The organism is Pseudomonas sp. NFACC45, from assembly GCF_900113505.1.
GTDB lineage: Bacteria > Pseudomonadota > Gammaproteobacteria > Pseudomonadales > Pseudomonadaceae > Aquipseudomonas > Aquipseudomonas tehranensis.
In genome coordinates this window covers 298,459-319,560 of sequence record NZ_FOPO01000008.1, presented here as the reverse complement: position 1 = coordinate 319,560, position 21,102 = coordinate 298,459, and the positions used below count along the sequence as shown (strand labels likewise).

23 protein-coding genes are annotated in these 21,102 nt (G+C 60.5%); 15 read left to right on the top strand and 8 right to left on the bottom strand.

The window, feature by feature from the left end; genetic code table 11:
* Positions 1-495 carry a DMT family transporter gene (locus tag BM132_RS17080; protein ID WP_092457112.1) on the bottom strand — a complete coding sequence of 165 codons (495 nt, stop codon included), beginning with the start codon at positions 493-495 and terminating at the stop codon, positions 1-3.
* Between the two features lie 111 nt (positions 496-606).
* Here BM132_RS17080 and BM132_RS17075 point away from each other — a divergent pair, with 111 nt between their 5' ends.
* From BM132_RS17075 to BM132_RS17065, 3 genes are all read left to right on the top strand, one after another.
* Entirely contained in the window at positions 607-1,539 is a 933-nt protein-coding gene (locus BM132_RS17075; protein WP_092457110.1) for a LysR family transcriptional regulator, read from the top strand.
* A 53-nt stretch (positions 1,540-1,592) separates the two neighbouring features.
* Positions 1,593-2,378 carry a hypothetical protein gene (locus BM132_RS17070; RefSeq protein WP_092457107.1) on the top strand — a complete coding sequence of 262 codons (786 nt, stop codon included), beginning with the start codon at positions 1,593-1,595 and terminating at the stop codon, positions 2,376-2,378.
* A 70-nt stretch (positions 2,379-2,448) separates the two neighbouring features.
* Positions 2,449-3,036, top strand: coding sequence for a DcrB/PsbP domain-containing protein (locus BM132_RS17065; protein WP_092457103.1), 588 nt, complete (start codon positions 2,449-2,451; stop codon positions 3,034-3,036).
* A 142-nt stretch (positions 3,037-3,178) separates the two neighbouring features.
* Here BM132_RS17065 and BM132_RS17060 read toward each other — a convergent pair whose 3' ends face one another.
* From BM132_RS17060 to BM132_RS17045, 4 genes are all read right to left on the bottom strand, one after another.
* A complete protein-coding gene (locus tag BM132_RS17060) occupies positions 3,179-3,895 on the bottom strand; it encodes an alpha/beta hydrolase (protein ID WP_092400668.1) in 717 nt (238 codons plus the stop codon).
* 64 nt (positions 3,896-3,959) lie between these two features.
* Positions 3,960-5,072, bottom strand: a complete 1,113-nt coding sequence (locus BM132_RS17055; RefSeq protein WP_092457100.1) for a M14 family metallopeptidase — start codon at positions 5,070-5,072, stop codon at positions 3,960-3,962.
* 104 nt (positions 5,073-5,176) lie between these two features.
* Complete coding sequence (locus BM132_RS17050; RefSeq protein WP_092457097.1) at positions 5,177-5,956, bottom strand: ABC transporter substrate-binding protein; 780 nt, start codon at positions 5,954-5,956, stop codon at positions 5,177-5,179.
* Positions 5,957-6,143: 187 nt separating this feature from the next.
* On the bottom strand, positions 6,144-6,578 hold the full coding sequence (locus tag BM132_RS17045) for a rhodanese-like domain-containing protein (RefSeq protein WP_092457094.1): 435 nt from the start codon (positions 6,576-6,578) through the stop codon (positions 6,144-6,146).
* 102 nt (positions 6,579-6,680) lie between these two features.
* Between BM132_RS17045 and ftrA the strand changes: the two genes are divergently transcribed.
* The gene (gene ftrA / locus BM132_RS17040; protein ID WP_092457091.1) at positions 6,681-7,655 is read left to right on the top strand and encodes a transcriptional regulator FtrA; all 975 of its coding nucleotides are present in this window, start codon (positions 6,681-6,683) and stop codon (positions 7,653-7,655) included.
* Positions 7,656-7,688: 33 nt separating this feature from the next.
* On the opposite strand, the gene cobF is transcribed toward ftrA, so the two are convergent.
* Both cobF and BM132_RS17030 read right to left on the bottom strand, forming a co-directional pair.
* Positions 7,689-8,444, bottom strand: a complete 756-nt coding sequence (gene cobF / locus BM132_RS17035) for a precorrin-6A synthase (deacetylating) (protein ID WP_092457088.1) — start codon at positions 8,442-8,444, stop codon at positions 7,689-7,691.
* Positions 8,441-9,019, bottom strand: a complete 579-nt coding sequence (locus BM132_RS17030; RefSeq protein WP_092457085.1) for a histidine phosphatase family protein — start codon at positions 9,017-9,019, stop codon at positions 8,441-8,443. The genes cobF and BM132_RS17030 overlap by 4 nt, the downstream gene beginning before the upstream one ends.
* A 299-nt stretch (positions 9,020-9,318) precedes the next feature.
* On the opposite strand from BM132_RS17030, the gene BM132_RS17025 reads away from it, so the two are divergent.
* The 11 genes from BM132_RS17025 to BM132_RS16975 all read left to right on the top strand — a co-directional run bounded on the left by BM132_RS17025 (position 9,319) and on the right by BM132_RS16975 (position 19,522).
* Positions 9,319-10,173 carry a MurR/RpiR family transcriptional regulator gene (locus tag BM132_RS17025; RefSeq protein ID WP_047228455.1) on the top strand — a complete coding sequence of 285 codons (855 nt, stop codon included), beginning with the start codon at positions 9,319-9,321 and terminating at the stop codon, positions 10,171-10,173.
* A 2-nt stretch (positions 10,174-10,175) separates the two neighbouring features.
* A complete protein-coding gene (locus tag BM132_RS17020) occupies positions 10,176-10,820 on the top strand; it encodes a cysteine hydrolase family protein (RefSeq protein ID WP_092457082.1) in 645 nt (214 codons plus the stop codon).
* Positions 10,817-12,169 carry a type I glutamate--ammonia ligase gene (locus BM132_RS17015; RefSeq protein ID WP_092457079.1) on the top strand — a complete coding sequence of 451 codons (1,353 nt, stop codon included), beginning with the start codon at positions 10,817-10,819 and terminating at the stop codon, positions 12,167-12,169. Before BM132_RS17020 ends, BM132_RS17015 begins: the two co-directional genes overlap by 4 nt.
* Complete coding sequence (locus BM132_RS17010; protein ID WP_092457076.1) at positions 12,153-12,905, top strand: N-formylglutamate amidohydrolase; 753 nt, start codon at positions 12,153-12,155, stop codon at positions 12,903-12,905. Before BM132_RS17015 ends, BM132_RS17010 begins: the two co-directional genes overlap by 17 nt.
* A 76-nt stretch (positions 12,906-12,981) precedes the next feature.
* On the top strand, positions 12,982-14,331 hold the full coding sequence (locus tag BM132_RS17005) for an APC family permease (RefSeq protein WP_092400648.1): 1,350 nt from the start codon (positions 12,982-12,984) through the stop codon (positions 14,329-14,331).
* 111 nt (positions 14,332-14,442) lie between these two features.
* Positions 14,443-15,459 carry an arginine N-succinyltransferase gene (locus BM132_RS17000; RefSeq protein WP_092457073.1) on the top strand — a complete coding sequence of 339 codons (1,017 nt, stop codon included), beginning with the start codon at positions 14,443-14,445 and terminating at the stop codon, positions 15,457-15,459.
* Positions 15,460-15,520: 61 nt separating this feature from the next.
* Positions 15,521-16,555, top strand: coding sequence for an arginine N-succinyltransferase (astA, locus tag BM132_RS16995; protein WP_092457070.1), 1,035 nt, complete (start codon positions 15,521-15,523; stop codon positions 16,553-16,555).
* A gap of 285 nt (positions 16,556-16,840) precedes the next feature.
* Positions 16,841-17,614 carry a hypothetical protein gene (locus BM132_RS16990; RefSeq protein ID WP_256244273.1) on the top strand — a complete coding sequence of 258 codons (774 nt, stop codon included), beginning with the start codon at positions 16,841-16,843 and terminating at the stop codon, positions 17,612-17,614.
* Positions 17,611-18,270 carry a transposase gene (locus tag BM132_RS16985; RefSeq protein WP_092457067.1) on the top strand — a complete coding sequence of 220 codons (660 nt, stop codon included), beginning with the start codon at positions 17,611-17,613 and terminating at the stop codon, positions 18,268-18,270. The genes BM132_RS16990 and BM132_RS16985 overlap by 4 nt, the downstream gene beginning before the upstream one ends.
* 18 nt (positions 18,271-18,288) lie before the next feature.
* The gene (locus BM132_RS16980; protein WP_092400640.1) at positions 18,289-18,471 is read left to right on the top strand and encodes a hypothetical protein; all 183 of its coding nucleotides are present in this window, start codon (positions 18,289-18,291) and stop codon (positions 18,469-18,471) included.
* A gap of 181 nt (positions 18,472-18,652) precedes the next feature.
* Complete coding sequence (locus tag BM132_RS16975; protein ID WP_047228462.1) at positions 18,653-19,522, top strand: isocitrate lyase/PEP mutase family protein; 870 nt, start codon at positions 18,653-18,655, stop codon at positions 19,520-19,522.
* 233 nt (positions 19,523-19,755) lie between these two features.
* Here BM132_RS16975 and BM132_RS16970 read toward each other — a convergent pair whose 3' ends face one another.
* Positions 19,756-20,985 (bottom strand): acyl-CoA dehydrogenase, encoded by a 1,230-nt coding sequence (locus BM132_RS16970; RefSeq protein ID WP_047228463.1) that lies wholly within the window; start codon positions 20,983-20,985, stop codon positions 19,756-19,758.
* Positions 20,986-21,102: the final 117 nt, after the last annotated feature.

Genomic DNA, 21,102 nt, shown 5'->3' with positions numbered 1-21,102 from the left:
TCAACCTCGGGCAATCAGGACAAGGGCTACGACGATCAGCGCCAAGGCGAGCCAGCGCTCGCCGTTGACCCGTTTGCGGGTTGCACCGAACCAGCCGAAATGGTCGATCAGCACGCTTTTGCCCACTTGCCCGGAAAGGATTGCGACCATGGTCATGGCGATGCCAATGTGGGGCGTGGCAAGCGTCAGCACCACCACGTAGATCGGCCCCAGGAAACCGCCGATCAATTGCCAGCGCGGCAACTCATTCAGGGCCGGGCCTTGTTGCGGACCACTGAGCAGCAACAGCAGAAACAGAATCGCCGAACCGACGCCGAAAATGCTCAGCGTCGCCCAGAGATGCCCCACTTGAACCCCCAGAGGCCCCAGTAGACCGGCCTCTACCGACAGGCCCATGCCGGCCAGAATCACCAGAGGCAACAAGAGCCAGCGCAAAAGCGCTCGTGGCTTGGCGGCAGCCGCCGGCGCGGCGGCGTTGAGTGAAGACGCTTGCATGATCAGAACCTGTGAGAAGAACAATGAGCGCGATTATCGGCTGGCGCAGCTGTGCGATAAATGGGAGCATCCCGACAACACTTTTGCGTAACTCGCACAGCGGAGCTGGTCATGCACGGTCTCAACGAACTTGGCTTCAAGGCCCTGCGATTGTTTGTCGCTGTGCTCGACCACGGCAGTTTCTCGGCGGTGGCCCGGCGCGAAGGCTTGGCGCCGTCGTCGATTTCCCGGCAAATCCAGTTGATGGAACAGGCCCTCAACCAGCAGTTGCTGTATCGACACACCCGCGCCGTTTCGCCCACCGAGGCGGGCCGCCTGCTGGGCCATCATGCACGCCTGTTGCTGGTGCAACTGGAAGAAGCCGAACAGGCGCTGCAGGAACAACACAGTGAGCCGGCCGGACTGGTGCGGATCAATGCCCCGGTGGTGTTCGGCCAGCGCCATCTGACGCCGTGGCTGGGGTCATTGTGTGAGCGCTACCCGAAGCTGCAACTGGACATCCAGCAAACCGACAGCTACGTCGACCCACTGCAAGAAGGCGCTGACCTGCTGTTTCGCATCGGCCCGCTGCACGATTCAGGCATGCAGGCGCGAATCCTCGCCCCTCACCGCTTTCAGATCGCCGCCAGCCCCGCTTACCTGGCACGTTGCGGCACGCCGCTCAAACCTCAGGATCTGGCAAACCATCAGTGTCTGGCCTACAAGGGCGTGGCCGGCCAGCAGCGCTGGTTTTTCCGCCGTCCGGGTCAGGCCTGGACGCCCTACAGCGTCAAAGGGCCGATCACCGGCAACCACGCCGACACCCTGACCCTGGCAGCCGAACAAGGCCTGGGGCTGGTGATGTTTCCGTCGTGGCTGATCGGCGAAGCCGTGCGCAACGGCACCCTGGTGCCGGTATTGCGCGACTACGAAGCCTCCAACAGCCTCGAGCCCCAGCAGATCGCCATTCTCTGGCCGGGCAGCCGACGTCTGTCGGTAAAAGTGCGTACCGTGATCGACTTTTTTCTGCAGTGCTTTGGCGAAGTGCCCTACTGGGATCGCTGAAACTGGAAGGTCGGTGCTAACGTGTCGGCCCGACGCCTGACAAGGACAACCCCGTGCTGCTGCTCAAATTATTGGTGATTCCCGCTTTCCTGTTGTTGATTTCCCTGGCAGGCAGGCGTTGGGGACCGAGTGTGGCCGGTTGGCTGTCGGGGTTGCCGGTGGTGGTGGGTCCGATTCTGTTGTTCCTGGCCCTGGAACAGGGCGAGGCGTTTGCCGCTCAGTCGGCGACAGCGGCGCTGTCGGCCATGTTCGCAATGATTGCATTTTGCGTGGTGTACGCCCGGGTCGCCCAGCATCGTGACTGGCCGTGGGCGCTGGGTATCGCGTTGGGCGTCTGGGCGCTGGTGGCGATGGTGCTGTCCTGGTTGCCGGCCTCGCTGCCGCTGTCGAGCGTGATCGCCATTGTTGCGTTGCTGGCCGCGCCTTATCTGTTCCCGACGGTTCGACCGGTGATGACCGGGCCGGCGCCCAAATCCGACAAACTGCTGCTACGCATGGTCGCTGGCGCGCTGTTGACCCTGGCGGTGACGCTGCTGGCCAGCACCGTGGGTGAACGCTGGAGCGGGCTACTGGCGGTGTTCCCGGTGCTGGGCAGCGTCATGGCGGTGTTCTCCCAGCAAACCCGGGGCGCGGCCTTCACCGCCGCGTTGCTGCGGGCCACGGCCACCGGTATGTATTGCTTCACCGCGTTCTGCCTGACCCTGGCCCTCACCCTGCCGTTTCTCGGCATGCCGGCCTTTGTCGTGAGTGTCGCGGTGTCGGTGGTCATGCTGCTGGTGACCCGCCGCTTGCTGGTGCGCGCCTCTGCTCCACGCACAAATGATGTGGCGCACTCGTGACCGGCGCTGGAGCCGGTTGGACGCCCATGGGATGATCGCGCTCAAGCATACCCCTCTGTGGAGCGTTTCAATGTCATTGGTAAGTAAACAAGCCGCTGCCCTGGTGCTGACGGCCATCGCCAGTCTGGTGATGATGCCTGCTTATGCCGCCCCGCCCAAAACCGCCGGCGCAGCCCCGGCACAAAAGATTTCCCTGCTGGGAGGCAAGTTCAACTTCACCCTGCCCAAGGGGTTCACTGCGACGCCGCTTCCGGCCGGCGACGCCGCCCAGGGCACGGCTGGGGCGAAGGGGACGATGTACAGCAATGCCACGAGTAAAACCGTGGTGATCACGGCTGAAAACACCATCATCGATGGCACGAATGTGAAGGACGACGACAGCACATTCCTCGACGCCACCATGGCCGACTTCGCCGTTCAGAAAACCAAGGCCCTGCCGGACGCCAAGATCCTGAGCGAGAAAAGCCTGACCCAAAAAGGCACCGGCCTGGGTCTGCGCCAACTCGATACCAAGGCGACCCAAGGTGGTGGGCCGACCCTCGATAGCACCTTACTGGGCGCCTCCGGCACGCGCATGGCAGTGGTACAGATCATTTCCCGGGCCAGCGACAAGGCCGGGCATGAGGCGCTGGTGAAGCAGATCGTCGCGGGTCAGTGACTTGATGGACCGGGTGGTTTTCATCGCGAGCAGGCTCGCTCCCACATTTTCCGAGCGGTGCTCAAATGCTGGATTGCCACCGGTCCTGTGGGAGCGAGCCTGCTCGCGATGGCGGTGGCACACTCAGGATCCCTGTCACTGATCAGGGATTAAGCCGCTCCAGCCAGGCCCGCAGATCCCGCACCTGCATGGCACTGACGCTGTGGCCAACGCCCGGATAGGCATGGAATTCGGGTTCCAAGGCCAGGGTCTTGAGAAAGCTGTCTGCCTCGGTGCCGTCATGGTATGGGATCACCGAATCCGCCGTACCATGACCGATGAACACCGCCAGCGTCCGGCGCGACTCGTCGGGGGTCAGCTCGGCCCGTAGCACTGACAGCACCCGCCCGCCCAACGCGGCAATGCCGCCGACGGCCTCGGGATGGCGCAGGGCGACCTCGTAACTCATCATCGCGCCCTGGCTGAAACCGACCAGGTAGACGTTGCTCGCATCGGTGGGGTACTTGACCCGAGCCTTCTCGATGAAATCCAACAGCATCTGGCCGCTGGCCCTCAGGTCCGCCGTATCACCGTCGTAGGCGCCCTCGCCCTTCTTGGCAAACCATTGATACTGGCCCCGTTCCACGGTCTTGGGCGCTCGCACCGATAGGTAGTTGTAGTCACTGGGCAGTTCATCCTTGAGGTCGAACAGATCTTGTTCGCTGCCGCCGGAGCCATGCAGGAAAATCACCAACGGCCGGTTCCTGGCCTGCTCATCGGCGTGGGCCAGGTAATTGAGGGGTAAATCGGTGTGCAGCGCAGGCTGAGCCTGCACACCGCAAGACACGACCAACAGCAACAGGGCGAGCGCTTTGAACATCAGTCTTCCTCCATCGTTCGATAGCCGCACGGCAACGAGCGTGCGCTGAGGTAGACAGCAGTTATCAGTCGTTGATCAATTTCCCCGCGCGAATCGGCTCTCGCCCGGCAACTTTCGCCTGCCAGATGCCAGGCTGGGTATAGCGCCCACGGTCCAGGGCAAACAACACGCCGCTGGTGCCGGCCCGTACAGTGGTGACCCGATCGCTCAACGGATCGACCACTTCGAACAACGGATCGCCCTGGTCCACCCACTCACCGGCCTCGCGCAGGAAGCTCACCACTCCATGATGCGGCGCAAACAGGTACTCAGTGCCTTCGAACGGAAAACCTTCACAACATTGCGCTGGCACGGGCGGCCAGTCACCCCCGATGAAACCCTGCTCGGCCAGAAACCCGAGAATGGCTTCGCAATTGGCCTGGGCCTGAGCCACCCGGGTGTCGCCCATGCTGCCCAGTTCCAGCGTGGTCGCCAGGTTGGCCGGCGGGATCGCGGCCTCGGGGAAGGTCTTGGCCAGACGCAACCAGGGCGAGGAACAGGACTCGTCGAACGAACTGCCGCCAGAGTCTTCGCACAGCAACGCCACGCCCGCCTTCAACCGCGCGGCCAGGGAGCGCCACTGCGGCCAGTGTTGCGGCAAGGCGTACAAGTGAATCGCCGCCTCGAAGTCGCAATGCAGGTCCAGGGTGACATCGGCGTCGCAGGCATGGCGCAGCAGCAGGCGATGCAGGGCCTCGAGTTGTGAGGGCGGCGCCGGCAGATCATCCAGCACCTGAACCATGGTCTGGCGGATCAGCGTGATATTGGCAGCCGGGTCGTCGCCCAGGCGATCACCGATGCGTTGTGCCACCGGCGCGCTGAGTTCCACGAAAGACCGATTGAAGTTCTTGCCGCTGCCCAGTTCGAAACGTCCCAGGTGAGCGCTCTGCAGATGCTGGTCCAGGCCGATGGGGTTGGCCACGGGCACCAGTTCGATCACGCCGTTGAGCAAGCCTTGGGTCTCAAGCTCGTTGAGTCGTTGTTTCAGCTCCCATGCCGTGCGCATGCCGGGCAATTCATCGGCGTGCAGGCTGGCCTGGATATACGCCTTGCGTGGACCGTGGCCGTAACGAAACACACTGAGCCGGCGCTCGGTGCCCAGGTGGCTCCATGGCAGGGTATGGTCGATGCGTTGCATGAGGAACTCCCAATAACGGTATTTCGACGGGCGCCGGGGTAAAACACTCGCCCATGAAAAAGGTGGCCGACCGGGTCAACGGCGGGCCACCTTGGTTTCAGCGATTAATGCCCGTAGACATCAAAAGCGAAGTACTTGTCTTGCACTTTCTTGTACGTGCCGTTGGCGCGGATCTGCGTGATGGCGTCGTTGAATTTCTCGGCCAGGGCCTTATCGCCCTTGCGCACGGCAATGCCGGCACCGCCACCGAAGTATTTGGCATCTTCATAGGTCGGGCCCACGAAGGCAAAACCTTTGCCGGCATCCGTTTTCAGGAAGCCGTCGTCGAGGTTGACCGAGTCGGCGAGCATGGCGTCGAGACGACCGGCGACCATATCCAGGTTGGCTTCCTGCTGGGAACTGTAGCGAACCAGGTTGATGCCCGCCGGCACCAGCACCTCGGTGGCGAAACGGTCATGGGTACTGGCGCGCAGCACACCGACTTTCTTGCCCTTGAGTTCGGTCAGCGGATCCTTGACGTCGCTGCCTTCCTTCATCACGAAACGCGCCGGAGTGTGGTAGTACTTGATGGTGAAGTCGACGTTCTTCTTACGGTCATCGGTGATGGTCATGGACGACAGGATCGCGTCGATTTTCTTCACTTTCAGCGCCGGAATCAGGCCGTCAAATTCCTGCTCGACCCAGGTGCACTTGACCTTCATCTGTTCACACAGCGCGTCGCCGATATCAACATCGAAACCCGTCAGCTTGCCGTCGGGGGTTTTCATCGAGAAAGGTGGGTAACCGGCTTCGATTCCGAGGCGGATCGGCTTGGCGTCTTCGGCCACGGCCGACAAGGACAGCACGGACAGTGCCAGGGCACCAAACATTGTTAGCTTGTTCATTTTTGCTCCTGAGTGCGCAGGGTTTTTATTAGCAGGTTATCGGCAGATTCTTAGGCAGCGTTCGGTCATTAAAAACCGAAGTGGCCGGCAGTCTAGAGGGGCACTCAGGAGGCGAATTGTGTTGAGGCGACAAATATTTATAGAAACAACCAGGTCACAGGGATTGCACCCTGCTTCCTGGAAAGGATCAGCAATCGCAGCCGACAGCCGTGTCCGTCACGCGCTCCACCGCACCGTTCAGGCGAAAGCCCTCATCGAGCCAGCCCATTACACCGCCAATCATTTCCTTGACCGGATAGCCCAGGGTCGCCAGACGCACTGCCGCCTTGTTCGCACCGTTGCAATGCGGGCCCGCGCAATAAACTACAAACAGCGCAGTTTTGGGATAAGCCGCCAGCGCCTGGGCGGTCAGCGAGCGGGTTGGCAAATTGATCGCCCCGGGCACGTGCCCGCGTTCGTAAGCCAGGGGCCCACGCACGTCCACCAGCACAAAATCGACTTCTCCCGCCTGTTGGCTGGCGTGAACGTCGGAGCAATCGGTTTCGAACATCAGACGCCGGCTGAAATGTTGCAGGGCTAGGTCGGACGGGGCGGCAGGCACTTGGCGAACCAGACTGGTCATGCGTGTGTACTCCACAGCAAATGAGGGGGTGAGCAGACTTTATCCCGCCGATGCTTACCGCTACAGTGGCGCACAAGACACTCTGTGGGAATTTTCCGCCATATGCAGCCTAATCCCGGTCTGGTCGCCATCCTCGCCTACGACGGCCTGTGCACCTTCGAATTCGGCATTGCCATCGAGATATTCGGCCTTGCCCGACCTGAGTTCGACTTCCCTTGGTACAAACACCGGATCGTGGCCGTCGACGACGGCCCGATGCGGGCCATGGGCGGCTTCCAGATCCTGGCCGATGGCGGCATGGAGCTACTGCAAACGGCGCGAACCATCGTGGTGCCCGGCTGGCACAGTCGCGACGAACCACCGCCGCCGGCGCTGCTTGAGGCACTGCGCAGCGCTCATGCCCGGGGCGCGCGCCTGCTGTCGATCTGCTCCGGGGCGTTCGTGCTGGCCGCCGCCGGGTTGCTCGATGGGCTGGGTGCTACCACTCACTGGCGCTACACCGACGAACTGGCCAGAAGTTTTCCCGCCATCTTGGTAGACCCGGATGTGCTGTACGTGGATTCGGGGCAAGTCATTACCTCGGCCGGCAGCGCCGCGGGCATTGATGCCTGCCTGCACTTGGTGGCGCGGGATTTCGGCACGCAGGTCGCCAACGCCGTGGCGCGGCGATTGGTGATGTCGCCACAACGCACAGGCGGCCAGGCGCAGTTCATTCCTGCGCCGGTCAGCCGCACGCCACGCAGCGATTTGTCCGGTGTCATGCACTGGGCCCGCGAACGCCTGCATGAGCCGCTCGGTGTGCGCGAACTGGCCAGCCAGGCGGCCATGAGCGAACGAACCTTTCTGCGGCATTTCACCCAGGCCTGCGGGCTATCGCCCAAGGCTTGGCTGCAACATGAGCGCCTGGCCCGGGCGCGTGAGCTGCTGGAAAGCACCGAAGACAACACCGACAACATCGCCCAGTTGTGCGGCTACCGCTCGGTGGAAAGCTTTCGCGTGGCATTTCGCAGCGTGGTGGGGTTGGCGCCGTCGGTGTACCGGGAGCGGTTTGGGCGTGGGGCGAAGGCGGTCAGTTGACACGGGAACTGCCGAATATTGGGGTTTGAGGTATCAAGGTTTGCGTAACAAATAAGTATCCATGATCCACCCATTGGCCTGCCGCGCAGCCTTGCGGGCGAGTTCGATGTCATCAGCCACATCCCCGAGCCGGCCGGCGATGAGGATTTCATCCGGGGTCCCCACATAGGCCCCCCAGTAAATATGCGTATCCGGATCGGATACCTGGCGATACGCATCTTCAGCATCAAGCATCACCACCACGCTTGGCGAGTCACCGACCTGCCCTGCTGCCAGCCGGCGGCCGGTAGTGATCTCCAGCGAACCACCGATGCTGTTCAATGGCACCTTATGTTGTGCCGCGAGGGCCTGGACGCTGGTGATGCCCGCAATCACCTCGAATTCGAAGGCGCAGCGACCCGCGTCGAGAATCGACTGCAAGATACGCACGGTGCTGTCGTACAACGACGGATCGCCCCAGACCAGGAAACCGCCGCACTGCCCATCAGACAACTCATCATCGATCAACCGCTCGAAGGTGGCCTGCTTCGCCCGGTTCAGATCTTCGACACTGGCGGCGTAGTCCACGTCGCCGCGTTGTCGCTCGGGGCTGTAGGCTTCGACGAAGCGGTACGTACGATCAACGATGTAGCGTTGGCAGATTTCCCGCCGCAGATCCAATAACGTCTGCTTGGCAGGCCCCTTGTCCATGAGAAAGAACACATCCACCCGATTCAAGGCTTTCACCGCCTGGATCGTCAGGTAATCCGGATCGCCGGCACCGATACCGATGACTGACAGTTTTTTCATTCAAGTGACTCCTGGCCCGGCCCCTGGGTGCGCAACCGCCACACCCCGTTGAAACGCAACTCGACAGTGGACAGCGGTTCGATGTCGATACGGTTGAAGGCGGCTGCCGGACAGCCCAATACCGTCACCAGGGCCGCGCGGATCACGAACGGATGAGTGACGGCCAACACATGCCCCGGCCGGCCTTCCAGGCTAGCCAGCCAGTCTCCGACACGATGGCACAAGCGGGTGACGGATTCGCCGCCATGGGGAGCGGCATCGGGATCGTCGAGCCAGGCTTGCAAGGGTTGCGGCTCGACCTGGAGCAACTGGTCGATGGACAAGCCACGCCAGCGACCCAGATCGCAGTCGGCCAGGTCAGCGACCACCTGAACCTTGTCGCCAAACAGGGCGGCAGTCTGCCGGGTGCGCAACTCCGGCCCACAGAGCAACTGCCGGACATTTCGGTAGCCGTGGCCCGGCTCCGGGCGTTTGGCCAGCCAGTCGGCCTCCAGCGGTTCATCCAGACCGAAACGCGCCTGCTTCTGGGCGACGGTGCGGGCATGGCAGATCAGGGTCAGGCGAGTGGCTTGCACGCACGGTACTCAGAGAGTCGAACGGGTTTCATGGAGGTGATACTCAGGCTTTTTCTTGTACAACACCTTATATGAAATCAAATAACTGAGACAAAAAGGCGTTATGTCTTACACCGACAGAGGCATCAACTGACATATCGGATCTATGCGATCAAGTCCCCGTCCTACAAGGCTTTCGCACTACTTTCGTGCATTTTAAACAGAACGTAAAAACCACTGGACATGTAGTACCCGCTACATAAATACTATTTTCAGGAGTTATGAAAGAAATCCAACACCCATCCAGGCAAGGAGCACGGATGCCGCCTCTTCGAGACCTGATTACCGATCCGGGCTTGGTTTTGACGCCGTCAGAACGCAAGGTCGTACGGGCCCTGCTTGATCATTACCCGCGCAACGGCCTCGGGCCGATGTCGCGCCTGGCCGATCATGCCGGGGTCAGTGATCCGACGATCGTGCGGCTGGTGAAAAAACTCGGATTTGGCGGTTATGCCGAATTCCAGGATGCGCTGCTCAGTGACATGGACCATCGCCTGCGCTCCCCTCGCACCCTGTTGCAACCGCGGGCCAAATTGCAGCAAGGCGACACCTGGAGCCAGTACCTGGCCACCAGCCAGCGTATCCTCACCGACACCCAGGCCCTGACTCAACCCGAAGACGTGCGTATTCTCGTGCAATGGCTGCTCGACAGCCGGCATCAGGTGCATTGTTTTGGCGGGCGCTTCAGCAGCTTCCTTGCCCAATACCTGCTCAACCACTTGCGCTTGCTGCGTGCGGGTTGTTTTGCCCTGGAAGACAACGCCCAGTTACCCGACCGGTTGTTCGATGTGCAGCGCCAGGATGTGGTGCTGATCTTCGATTATCGTCGCTATCAGGCCCAGGCCCAACGCGTGGCCAGCGCGGCCAAGGAGCGCCACGCGCGGGTGGTGCTGTTCAGCGACGTCTACACCTCACCGCTACGGGAACTGGCCGACCTGATCATCAGCGCTCCGGTGGAATCGATCTCGGCCTTCGACAGCCTGGTGCCGGCGCTGGCTCAGGTCGAAGCGCTCATCGCCTGCCTGACTTTGCAATGCCCTGATCTGGCCGAGCGCCTGGAAGGTATCGACACCTTGCGCACGGCGTTCAACACGCACCTGTTGGAGGAAAAATAAGGATGTTCTCGCTCCCTCACCACTCCCCTCGGGATTTGCCATTCACCTGCGACCATACCGCCTTGCTGCTGGTGGACATGCAACGCGCCTGGCTGGAACCGCAATTCGATGCCCACCTGGCCACGCCCGAGGCCGACTATTTCATCCGCCGTGCCCGCCAGCAGGTGATCCCCAATCAGCAGCGCCTGCTCGAAGCGGTGCGGGCGGCGCAGCAAAACGTGTTGCACACCCACATCCAGAGCCTGACTGCCGATGGTCGCGATCGCTCGCTGGACCACAAGCTGTCGGACATGCACCTGCCCAAAGACAGCCCGCAAGCCCAGATCATCGCCGAGTTGGCACCGCAGGAAAATGAGATCGTGCTGCCCAAGACGTCTTCGGGGGTCTTCAACTCCACCAACATCGATTACGTGCTGCGCAACCTGCAGACCCGTCATCTGATCATCGCCGGCATCGTCACCGACCAGTGCGTCGACATGGCCGTGCGCGACGCCGCCGACCGCGGCTATCTGGTCACACTGGTGGAAGATGCCTGCGCCACTTACAGCGAACAACGTCATCTGGCCTGCCTGAATGCGCTCAAAGGTTATTGCTGGATCACCGATACCGACACCGTGCTCGGTCGGTTGCAGGAGATGCAACCGTGAGCCGTCTCGATCCCGCGACGCCCCTGGCCCCGCTGCCCGTGTCCACGCTGGTCTGCACCGACCTGATCGGCGTGACCCGCGGTCGCTCCTTGCCCAGTGATGAACTGCCCCATTACGTCGACGCCGGTTGTGGCTGGGTGCCGGCCAACAGTGCGCTGACGCCCCAGGACATCATCGCCTCGGCCAACCCGTGGGGCGCTTATGGCGACCTGCGACTGATCCCGGACCTCTCCAGCCGGGTCACTGTCGACAATGGCCCGGATGCCCAGGCGCCTGCCCTGGATTTCATTCATTGCGATGTGCGGGAAACCGATGGTCGGCCCTGGGGCGCTTGCCCTCGCACATTGCTGCATGACGAAGTGCAACGTTATCGCGCCGAGCTGGGCCTGCAGGTGTTCGCCGCGTTCGAGCATGAATTCAACCTCGATACCCCTCACCCCCAACCGGATCGCCTGGCCTTCAGCCTCCAGGCCCAGCGCCAGCAGGCCGGGTTCGCCGGATGGTTGCTCAGCGCATTGCGGGCAGGCGGCGTCGAACCGGAAATGTTCCTGCCGGAATACGGCAAGCATCAATATGAAATCACCTGCCGCCCGACCCTGGGCGTGGCCGCCGCCGACCGTGCGGTGAACGTGCGGGAAATCACCCGGGAGATCGCCCGGCAGATGGGCCTGGAGGTGAGTTTCGCCCCCAAGACTTCGGAACATGCCGTGTGCAACGGCGTGCATTTGCACATGAGTCTGCAAGACCTGGACGGCGTCCCCGTGCTGCATGATGCTGGCGGCGCCAACGGCCTGTCGGACCTGGGCCAGCACTGGGCCGCCGGGGTGCTGCGCTATCTGCCCGCCCTGTGCGCGATCACCGCGCCGACACCGGTGTCCTATGAGCGGCTGCAACCCCATCACTGGAGCGCATCCTACGCCTGCCTGGGGCAACGTAACCGCGAAGCGGCGTTGCGCATCTGCCCGACGGTGAGCGTGAGCGGAAAACCGGTGGCGACCCAGTACAACCTGGAATTTCGCGCCATGGACGCCACCGCTTCGCCGCACCTGGCGCTGGCGGCGCTGTTGATCGCCGGGCGACTGGGCATCGAGCAACGGCTGGCGCTCACGGCGGTCACCGATGAAATACCCGATGAATTGAACGAAGAACAACGTCGTGCCCGTGGCATTATCCCCCTGCCGACGACCCTGGCCCAGGCGCTGGATTGCCTGCGCCACAGCGGGGCGCTGTTCGAAGCCCTGCCCGGCCCGCTGGTCGAAACCTATTTCGCCTTGAAGGCCCAGGAGCTGGCCTTGACCCAGGCGCTGTCACCTGCCGAGCTGTGTGAGCACTATGCGCGAATCTATTGAATGTGCTGAATCGGGCCTTTATACCGGGCCGACTTATCGCCTGATCCGGGAAGACGCCGAACACCCGTTGATCCTGGTGTGTGAACACGCCGACCGCTTTATTCCCGCCGCGTTGAACGACCTTGGCCTGGATGAGACGGCGGCCCAGGAGCACATTGCCTGGGATATCGGTGCCCTGGCGCTGGCCGAACAACTGTCCGAAACCCTTGGAGCGACCTTGCTGGCGGCCAACTATTCACGGCTGCTGATCGACCTGAACCGTCCCCTTCACGTCGCCGACAGCATCCCGCACCAGAGCGAGATCTACCAGATTCCGGGCAACCAGTCCCTGGATGAGGCCACCCGTGAATATCGCCAGCGGTGCCTGTTCCATCCCTTCCATGATCGACTGCGAGCGTTGATCGACCAGCGTCTGGCCGACAACCGGACGGTGCGGGTGGTGGGTATCCACAGTTTTACGCCGGTGTTCTACGGCCAACCGCGCGCCCTGGAAGCGGGCGTGCTGTTCGGCGAGGCCAAGGACTATGCCCAGCGCATCGTCGACGGGCTAAGCCGGCACTCGCTGCGGGTCGCCGGCAACCAGCCGTACAAGATCAACCCTTCGACCGATATGACGGTTCCGGTACATGGCGATGGACGCGGCCTGGATTCGGTATTGATCGAAGTGCGCAACGACCTGCTACGCAGCCCGACAGCGGTGCAGGCCTGGAGTGCTTATCTGGCGCCGTTGTTGTAGGAAAGCAGCGGCAAGATTTGAGCGGCAAGCGACAAGCAAGAGCACACCCACACACAGCTGAGAGGGAGAACGGCTTATGAGTATCGAGGCATTTGGCTATAAACAGGAATTGAAGCGCAGCCTGTCGCTGACGGACCTGGTGGTGTACGGGATGATTTTCATGATCCCCATCGCACCGTTCGGCGTGTATGGCTACGTCAACGCCGAGGCGCCGGGGATGGTGCCGTTGGCGTATATCATCGGCATGGTGGCGATGCTCTTCACGGCCTTGAGCTACGGCAGTATGGCCAGGGCTTTTCCGGTGGCCGGCTCCGTCTATTCCTACGCGCAACGGGGCCTTAACCCACACGTGGGCTTCATCGCCGGTTGGCTGATGCTGCTGGACTATCTGCTGATCCCGCCCCTGCTCTATGTCTACGCCGCCATGGCACTGAACCATCTGTACCCGGACGTTCCCAAGGTCGGTTTCATTCTGGCATTCCTGGTCAGCGCGACCTTCGTCAATCTGCGGGGTATCACCTTCACCGCACGGATGAATATCATTTTCCTGCTGGCGCAACTGATGGTACTGGCCATTTTCCTGTTCTACGCCTGGAATGCCTTGCAGGGTGGCGCCGGTAACGGCCAACTGACCCTGGCGCCGCTGTACAGCCCGGAGCGTTTTGATTTCGCGCTGTTGATGCAGGCCGTGTCCATCGCCGTGTTGTCGTTCCTGGGCTTCGATGCCATTTCCACCCTGGCCGAAGAAATCAAGAATGATCCGGGGCGCAGCGTGGGCAAGGCGGCGTTGATCACGCTGCTGGTGATGGGAGTGATTTTCGTCGTGCAGACCTGGATTGCCACCGACCTGGCGGCCGGTATGGGCTTCAAATCGGCCGATACCGCGTTTTATGAAATCGCCGAGTTGGCGGCCGGCAGTTGGCTGGCCACTTTGACCGCCGTCGCCACGGCGCTGGCCTGGGGCGTAGCTGTGGCGATCACCTCGCAAGCGGCGGTATCGCGGCTGTTGTTCGGCATGGCCCGGGACGGCAAGTTGCCCAAGGTGTTGGCCAAGGTCCATCCGAAACATAACACCCCATACTTGAGCATTTATCTGGTAGCGGTGCTGTCGCTGTTGATCTGCTACCTGTTCATCGATGCCGTGGACACCCTGACTTCCCTGGTCAATTTCGGCGCCTTGAGCGGCTTCATGTTGTTGCATATCACCGTGATCAACCATCACTGGCGCCGCCAGCGGTCCGGCCAGGTGATTCGCCACCTGATCTGCCCTTTGATCGGCTTCGGCATTGTCGCGGCCATCATGTACAACATGGGCGTGGATGCGCAGAAGCTCGGCTTGATATGGATTGCCGCAGGCCTGGTCTATCTGGCCGTGCTCAATAAGTTCGGCACCGATACTGCCCTGCCTGACCCTGCGGGACAGTGAGGATCGGCGGTCGAAGGGGTTCGACCAGCCGTCGTCACAATGCGTGGACATCGACAGTGATCGTCAAGCCCGGTGCACGTCACCGGGCTCTTTGGAAAAGGAGTGCAATCCATGCTGGCCTTACGTCCAGTTCAATTAAGCGACCTGCCGCAATTGCAGCAACTGGCCCGTGACAGTCTGGTGGGCGTCACATCGCTTCCCGACGATACCGAACGCCTGAGGGACAAAATCCTCGATTCATGTGCCTCGTTCGAGACCGACGTGCAGAGCCCTGGCGCAGAGAATTATTTCTTCGTCCTGGAGGACCTGGCATCCGGGCAATTGACCGGCTGTTCCGAGATTCTCGCCAGCACCGGCTGCAATGAGCCGTTCTACAGTCTGCGTCATCGACCGTTTACCAGCGAGTCCCGGGAATTGAACATCCAGCACGGCGTACCCGCGCTGTCGCTGTGCCAGGACCTCAATGGCCAGACACTGCTGCGCGGCTTTCATATCGACGCCGAACGGGTACGCACGCCGGAATCGGAGCTTCTGTCCCGGGCGCGACTGATGTTCATCGCCGCCCATCCGCAACGTTTTGCCGAATCAGTGATCACCGAGATCGTTGGCTTCAGCAGCGATGATGGTCAGTCACCATTCTGGGATGCCGTCGGCCAGCATTTTTTCGACCTGCCCTACGCCGAAGCCGAACGCTTGTGCGGGCTGCAGAGCCGCACCTTTCTCGCCGAACTGATGCCGCAATACCCGATTTATGTACCCATGCTGTCTCAGGCGGCCCAAGCCTGTATCGGTCGGGTGCATCCCGACGGCCAGGAAGCCTTCGACATCCTGGAGCGCGAGGGTTTCGAAACCAACAGCTACGTGGATATCTTCGACGGCGGGCCGACACTGCATGCTCGTGTGGCGAACATCCGCTCCATCACCCAAAGCTGTATAGCCACGGCCCGACAATGCTCAAACATTGACCTGGGCGGGCGCTTTCTGCTGAGCAACGACGGCTTGAAGAATTACCGGGCCATCGTGGCCGAGCTTGAGGTCAGTGCCGAGGGCACCGTGTCCCTGACACCGCAGATGCTGGCAGCACTGGGTATCACCGATGGCGAGCGGGCCCGGGTGGTTGCGCTATGAACCTGACGCGATTCCCCGCCTGGCATCAGCGCTCCGACTGGCACGATGAAGGAGCTGCATCATGATTGTGCGCCCGGTCGCTCTGACGGATCTGCCCGCCTTGCTGGACCTGGCCCATTGCGCGGGTCCCGGGTTCACCAGTCTGCCGGCCAACGAAGAACGCCTGGCCCATCGAGTGCGCTGGGCCCAGCGCACCTTTGCCGGACAAGTCGAACGCGCCGATGCCGATTACCTGTTCGTGCTCGAGGACGATGATCGGCAAGTAGTCGGTATCAGCGCCCTGACCGGCGCGGTCGGGCTACGTGAGCCCTGGTACAACTATCGAGTCGGGGTCACCGTCAGCTCCGCGCCTGAACTGGGCATCCAGCGGCAGATACCCACGCTGTTCCTCAACAATGAGATGACCGGGCAATCGGAGATCTGTTCCTTGTTCCTGCATCCCGAACAACGCCGCGGCCATAACGGACGCCTGCTGTCCCTGGCGCGCTTGCTGTTCGTGGCCGAGTTTTCCCAGTTGTTCGGTGAGAAACTGATCGCCGAGTTGCGAGGGCACGCCGACGAGCACGGCTGCTCACCGTTCTGGGACAGCCTGGGCCGGCACTTCTTCCAGAAAGACTTCAGCTACGCCGACCAATTGTCCGGCATGGGCAACAAATCCTTCATCGCCGAGCTGATGCCGCGCCAACCGCTGTACACCTGCCTGCTCACCGAACAGGCCCAGGCGGCTATCGGCAGGGCCCACCCGAACACCGAGCCGGCCCTGAAAATCCTCGGCGCCGAGGGTTTTACCCATAAAGGCTACATCGACATCTTCGATGGCGGCCCGGTGATCGAAGCGCCAGTGGCGAAAATCCGGACCGTACGCGACAGCCAGTCGCTGACCCTGGCCATCGGCACGCCGGACGAACAGGCACCGCTCTGGCTGATCCATAACCGACGGCTGGCGAGCTGCCGCGTTACCAGTGCCCGAGCACACCTGCACGGCCACAGCCTGCTGGTGGACCGCCTCACGGCCAAACGTCTGCAAATGCAACCAGGTGACACGGTGCGCGCCGTGGCGTTGCTTAAACAGGGGCGGCAGGCGGTGGCGGCGTAGGCCTGGTTCGAGCACAAAGACTTCGTCCACGGACACGCATCAGCCTCCGCCCCTTTGCCGGCATCTTGGTCAAATCAATCATTGCTTACAACTTGTCGTGCTCCTCTTCAATCCCTCCCGTAACGTGAGGGCCATGCTGTGATTTATCCGCGCTAACGCCCTGCGCTGCAGAGTTAATTAATAGAAGCGCGCTGGACAGTAATACTTGCCGACAATTCCATAATTGCCTCTCACCCACACAAAACTCATACTTTCAAACACCGACCCACTGCCACGACTATATTCATGCTAAACACTCTAATTACCAAAAAACTTCCGCCAGAACACATAGTGGATAAAATAAAAACATTAGACATGACAGCAGAAATCAATCAACTGATCACTCACCTGGGTGCTCAATCTACATTTGCCACAGCGCAATCCCGACGCGCGGCCATCATGAACATTACCAACCTGCACACAGGCACCATTACATTACACCGTACAAGCATTGGCAATATAAGCATCAAGGCACTTACAGCCGAAACAGCTTCATCGCCTCTATACTCAGTGCCCGGACAAAGCATCGTGTTCGCGGTCGACCGCCCTTTCAAAGTTCAGCGATATACCCTGAATTCGCATCAACTTGAAAAAAGCGATGCAGTGATCATCGACAAAAACAGTCCGCTGATCATTGATGGCAGCCTAACAGTATTTGACTACTTGCCATTGGACTTTGAATCCGGTGGATTGATGGGCAGGATCAACTGGCCAGACAGAAGTGCAGACATCAGCGTGTTTCACCGTGTCTCATTGCGCAAAGTTGCCTGGCTGCCTCACGACGAAAGTGCTGCCCGGTATCTGGTGAGTCTTGAGTTACTCGAAACGCTCCAGGACCCCGAGAGGACAAGGGTTGCCGAGGAACTGGTCTATCACTACCACCCCGCCGTGGCGTGGAAAGCCTTCCAGATGCTTTATCAGGCTGACCCACAGATCGCATTGAATTACGTCCCGCTCCTGAAAAAACGCCAGGACACACGACTGGACAATTTACTTGCTCCGCTGGAGAAAGCGGCATGAATCTGGAGACCTTTGTCGAGCGCCTGGAAACTTATGACATGCAAAGAGACAAAAGCAAAATCATTGCGGATTTGCGTCAGCTGGCAACCAACCGTTCTTTATTGAGCAACCATTTGTACGCCACGATCCAGCAACACGGTTTTGTTCCACGCAACAGTCTCTACCATGCCTATGCATTTGTACTGTTCAGCAATAATCTATTTACCCTTCGACTGGGGTTCTGGTCGCCAGTGCAAACCCAGGATGAGAGCGAAACTTTCATCTACAACCTGAATCACAACCATGACTTTGAAATGTATGCAGTCGGCTATAGTGGCGAGGGCTACACAACGCTCATACGTGAAATACTCGATGGCTTTCCACTGCAAGCGGGCAAAACACCTCGACTGGGCAAAGCACGAGTACTTAAACTTGCTCCGGGTGAAGTTCTGTACATGCCTGCACTTCGGGAAGTCCATAAACAAATCGCGCCGCACACCATGTCCGCATCACTGAGTTTGCTTATTCACCCCGAACACCCGACCAAAACTGACGAGGCCTGGTGCTTCGATAATAATTACACACCGCTTTACCCCGGCATCGCTACACAGGAAGTAGCGCTGTTTAACGACACGCTGTCATTACTAAACCCCGAGCAGTCTTTCTCTGCCCGGTAACAAAAGAAGGAGAAAACCATGAATAACCTGATGAAAAACTGGACTGAAGTGCCCTTACTGCGGGCAGGTAGCCATGTGATCGATACCTCAACGCAGCTGGAGAACGAAATCTACTGCACGATTCCTGGATTCCCGACTCGTTACAACGTCGGCAACATCCATGAAATCAAACAGATCTGGAGCGTACCGATCAAGGACTGACTGCCCATCGGGTGATGGTATTTGCCAGGCTGCAAACCGTCAGGTCTGCAGCCCCTCTATTCGGCGCAAGCATCCCCTATGCACATTCGTCATCATCTTTGAACCTTGCCCGTGATAGCCTTTGGATCTTTCGGCGTTGACACTTTTGCTCAAGCCTTTCCATTCCAATGGTGGAACTCATATGCCCAGGCTTTCCCATCAAGACTTGCGTCGCAACTTTCGCCAACTGCTGGCGAGCGAAACCTGTTACCACACCGCCTCGGTGTTTGATCCGATGTCAGCGCGCATCGCCGCCGACCTGGGTTTTGAAGTAGGGATACTGGGAGGCTCGGTCGCGTCGCTGCAAGTGTTGGGGGCGCCGGACTTTGCCCTCATCACACTCAGCGAATTCGCCGAGCAGGCCACGCGCATTGGCCGCGTAGCCCAACTGCCGGTAATTGCCGACGCCGATCACGGTTATGGCAACGCCCTGAACGTAATGCGCACCATCATCGAACTCGAACGCGCCGGCGTGGCGGCCCTGACCATCGAAGACACGCTGCTGCCGGCCCAGTTCGGCCGCAAATCCACCGACCTGATCGGCGTTGCCGAAGGCGTCGGCAAGATTCGCGCAGCGCTGGAAGCCCGGGTCGACCCGGAAATGGCGATCATTGCCCGCACCAACGCCGGGATCTTACCGGTCCAGGAAATCATCAGTCGGACCCAGCAATATGAACGTGCCGGCGCCGACGGGATTTGCATGGTGGGTGTGCAGGACTTCGACCACCTGGCGCAGATCAGCGAAAACCTGAGCGTGCCGTTGATGCTCGTCACCTATGGCAATCCATTGCTGCGTGACGACAAACGCCTGGCAGAGCTCGGCGTTCGCGTCACCATTGATGGTCACGGTGCCTACTTCGCCGCGATCAAAGCCACCTATGACAGCCTGCGCGAACAGCGGCAGATCTTCACCCAGGCGTCGGACCTGAGCGCCACCGAGCTGACCCACACGTACACCCAGCCCGAGGATTACATCCGTTGGGCCGAGGAATACATGAGCGTCAAGGAGTGAGCTGACTTCCCGCGTCACATTGCAGGACGCATCGCGAGCAGGCTCGCTCCCACAGGGTCATCCATTAATGGACGCCTGCAATCAACTGTGGGAGCGGGCTTGCTCGCGAAGACACAGGCACATTCAACATCAACTGTTCAGACAAACCGCATTCGCGAGCAAGCCCGCTCCCACAGGGGATGGCGGTGGACTCTGGACTGGCTCATCCAATAGAAAGCCGCTAAACGAAGCCTTCAACGCCCGCTGCGCAACATCTCCTTGGGCACGTACTTGCCGATTTCGAACTTGCCGATGGCGGCGCGGTGCACTTCATCCGGGCCGTCGGCCAGGCGCAAGGTGCGTTGCATGGCGTACATGTAGGCCAACGGGAAATCGTTGGAAACCCCGGCGCCACCATGGATCTGGATTGCCCGGTCGATGACCTTCAAGGCCACGTTCGGCGCAACGACCTTGATCTGGGCGATCTCACTCTTGGCGACCTTATTACCGACGGTGTCCATCATGTACGCCGCTTTCAAGGTCAGCAGGCGCGCCATGTCGATTTCCATCCGTGAATCGGCGATCTTGTCGACGTTGCCGCCCAGGCGCGCCAATGGCTGGCCGAAGGCGGTGCGGCTGACGGCACGTTTGCACATCAACTCCAATGCACGCTCGGCCATGCCGATGGAACGCATGCAGTGGTGGATCCGGCCCGGGCCGAGGCGACCCTGGGCAATTTCAAAACCGCGCCCTTCGCCCAGCAAGACGTTTTCGTACGGCACCCGCACATTGTCGAACAACACTTCGGCGTGGCCGTGGGGCGCATCGTCGTAGCCGAATACCGGCAGCGGACGTACGATTTTTACCCCAGGTGTGTCCACCGGCACCAGAATCATCGAGTGCTGGGCATGACGCGGCGCGTCGGGGTTGCTCAGGCCCATGAAGATCAGAATCTTGCAGCGCGGATCACAGGCCCCAGAGGTCCACCACTTCTTGCCGTTGATCACCCACTCGTCGCCATCGCGCTCGGCGCGGGCGGCCATGTTGGTGGCGTCCGAAGAAGCAACGTCCGGCTCGGTCATGGCGAAGGCCGAGCGGATCTCGCCGCGCAGCAGCGGTTCCAGCCAGCGTTGTTTCTGTTCTTCATTGGCGTAACGCACCAACACTTCCATGTTGCCCGTGTCCGGCGCCGAGCAGTTGAACGGCTCCGGCCCCAGCAACGAACGACCCATGATCTCTGCCAACGGCGCGTATTCGAGGTTGGTCAGGCCAGCGCCCAGCTCAGACTCGGGCAGGAACAGATTCCACAGCCCCTCGGCTTTGGCCTTGGCCTTGAGCTCTTCCATGATGGCGGTGGGCTGCCAGCGGTCGCCTTCGGCCACTTGTCGCTCGAACACTGCTTCAGCCGGGTATACGTAGGCGTCCATGAACGCGGTGACACGTTCACGCAGTTCCTGAACCTTGGGGGAATACGCAAAATCCATGAGAAGCACCTTCTTGGCAGAGGTTGTTTTTAGGTCATGAAATCGATGCTAGTTCAGCTACGAAAATTTACCTAACCTATTCTCGGCGTGTATTAACATTCATCACCGATATATGGT

What these genes read in the sequence shown, in the direction of transcription:
- cobF (WP_092457088.1), bottom strand. Translation starts at nt 8,444, where the DNA reads ATGAAAAAACTGTCAGTCATCGGTATCGGTGCCGGCGATCCGGATTAC.
- BM132_RS16980 (WP_092400640.1), top strand. Translation starts at nt 18,289, where the DNA reads ATGAATAACCTGATGAAAAACTGGACTGAAGTGCCCTTACTGCGGGCA.
- BM132_RS16975 (WP_047228462.1), top strand. Translation starts at nt 18,653, where the DNA reads ATGCCCAGGCTTTCCCATCAAGACTTGCGTCGCAACTTTCGCCAACTG.
- BM132_RS17065 (WP_092457103.1), top strand. Translation starts at nt 2,449, where the DNA reads ATGTCATTGGTAAGTAAACAAGCCGCTGCCCTGGTGCTGACGGCCATC.
- BM132_RS17055 (WP_092457100.1), bottom strand. Translation starts at nt 5,072, where the DNA reads ATGCAACGCATCGACCATACCCTGCCATGGAGCCACCTGGGCACCGAG.
- BM132_RS16985 (WP_092457067.1), top strand. Translation starts at nt 17,611, where the DNA reads ATGAATCTGGAGACCTTTGTCGAGCGCCTGGAAACTTATGACATGCAA.
- BM132_RS17025 (WP_047228455.1), top strand. Translation starts at nt 9,319, where the DNA reads ATGCCGCCTCTTCGAGACCTGATTACCGATCCGGGCTTGGTTTTGACG.
- BM132_RS16990 (WP_256244273.1), top strand. Translation starts at nt 16,841, where the DNA reads ATGCTAAACACTCTAATTACCAAAAAACTTCCGCCAGAACACATAGTG.
- BM132_RS17010 (WP_092457076.1), top strand. Translation starts at nt 12,153, where the DNA reads ATGCGCGAATCTATTGAATGTGCTGAATCGGGCCTTTATACCGGGCCG.
- BM132_RS17000 (WP_092457073.1), top strand. Translation starts at nt 14,443, where the DNA reads ATGCTGGCCTTACGTCCAGTTCAATTAAGCGACCTGCCGCAATTGCAG.
- BM132_RS17045 (WP_092457094.1), bottom strand. Translation starts at nt 6,578, where the DNA reads ATGACCAGTCTGGTTCGCCAAGTGCCTGCCGCCCCGTCCGACCTAGCC.
- BM132_RS17050 (WP_092457097.1), bottom strand. Translation starts at nt 5,956, where the DNA reads ATGAACAAGCTAACAATGTTTGGTGCCCTGGCACTGTCCGTGCTGTCC.
- BM132_RS17060 (WP_092400668.1), bottom strand. Translation starts at nt 3,895, where the DNA reads ATGTTCAAAGCGCTCGCCCTGTTGCTGTTGGTCGTGTCTTGCGGTGTG.
- BM132_RS17005 (WP_092400648.1), top strand. Translation starts at nt 12,982, where the DNA reads ATGAGTATCGAGGCATTTGGCTATAAACAGGAATTGAAGCGCAGCCTG.
- astA (WP_092457070.1), top strand. Translation starts at nt 15,521, where the DNA reads ATGATTGTGCGCCCGGTCGCTCTGACGGATCTGCCCGCCTTGCTGGAC.
- ftrA (WP_092457091.1), top strand. Translation starts at nt 6,681, where the DNA reads ATGCAGCCTAATCCCGGTCTGGTCGCCATCCTCGCCTACGACGGCCTG.
- BM132_RS17075 (WP_092457110.1), top strand. Translation starts at nt 607, where the DNA reads ATGCACGGTCTCAACGAACTTGGCTTCAAGGCCCTGCGATTGTTTGTC.
- BM132_RS16970 (WP_047228463.1), bottom strand. Translation starts at nt 20,985, where the DNA reads ATGGATTTTGCGTATTCCCCCAAGGTTCAGGAACTGCGTGAACGTGTC.
- BM132_RS17080 (WP_092457112.1), bottom strand. Translation starts at nt 495, where the DNA reads ATGCAAGCGTCTTCACTCAACGCCGCCGCGCCGGCGGCTGCCGCCAAG.
- BM132_RS17020 (WP_092457082.1), top strand. Translation starts at nt 10,176, where the DNA reads ATGTTCTCGCTCCCTCACCACTCCCCTCGGGATTTGCCATTCACCTGC.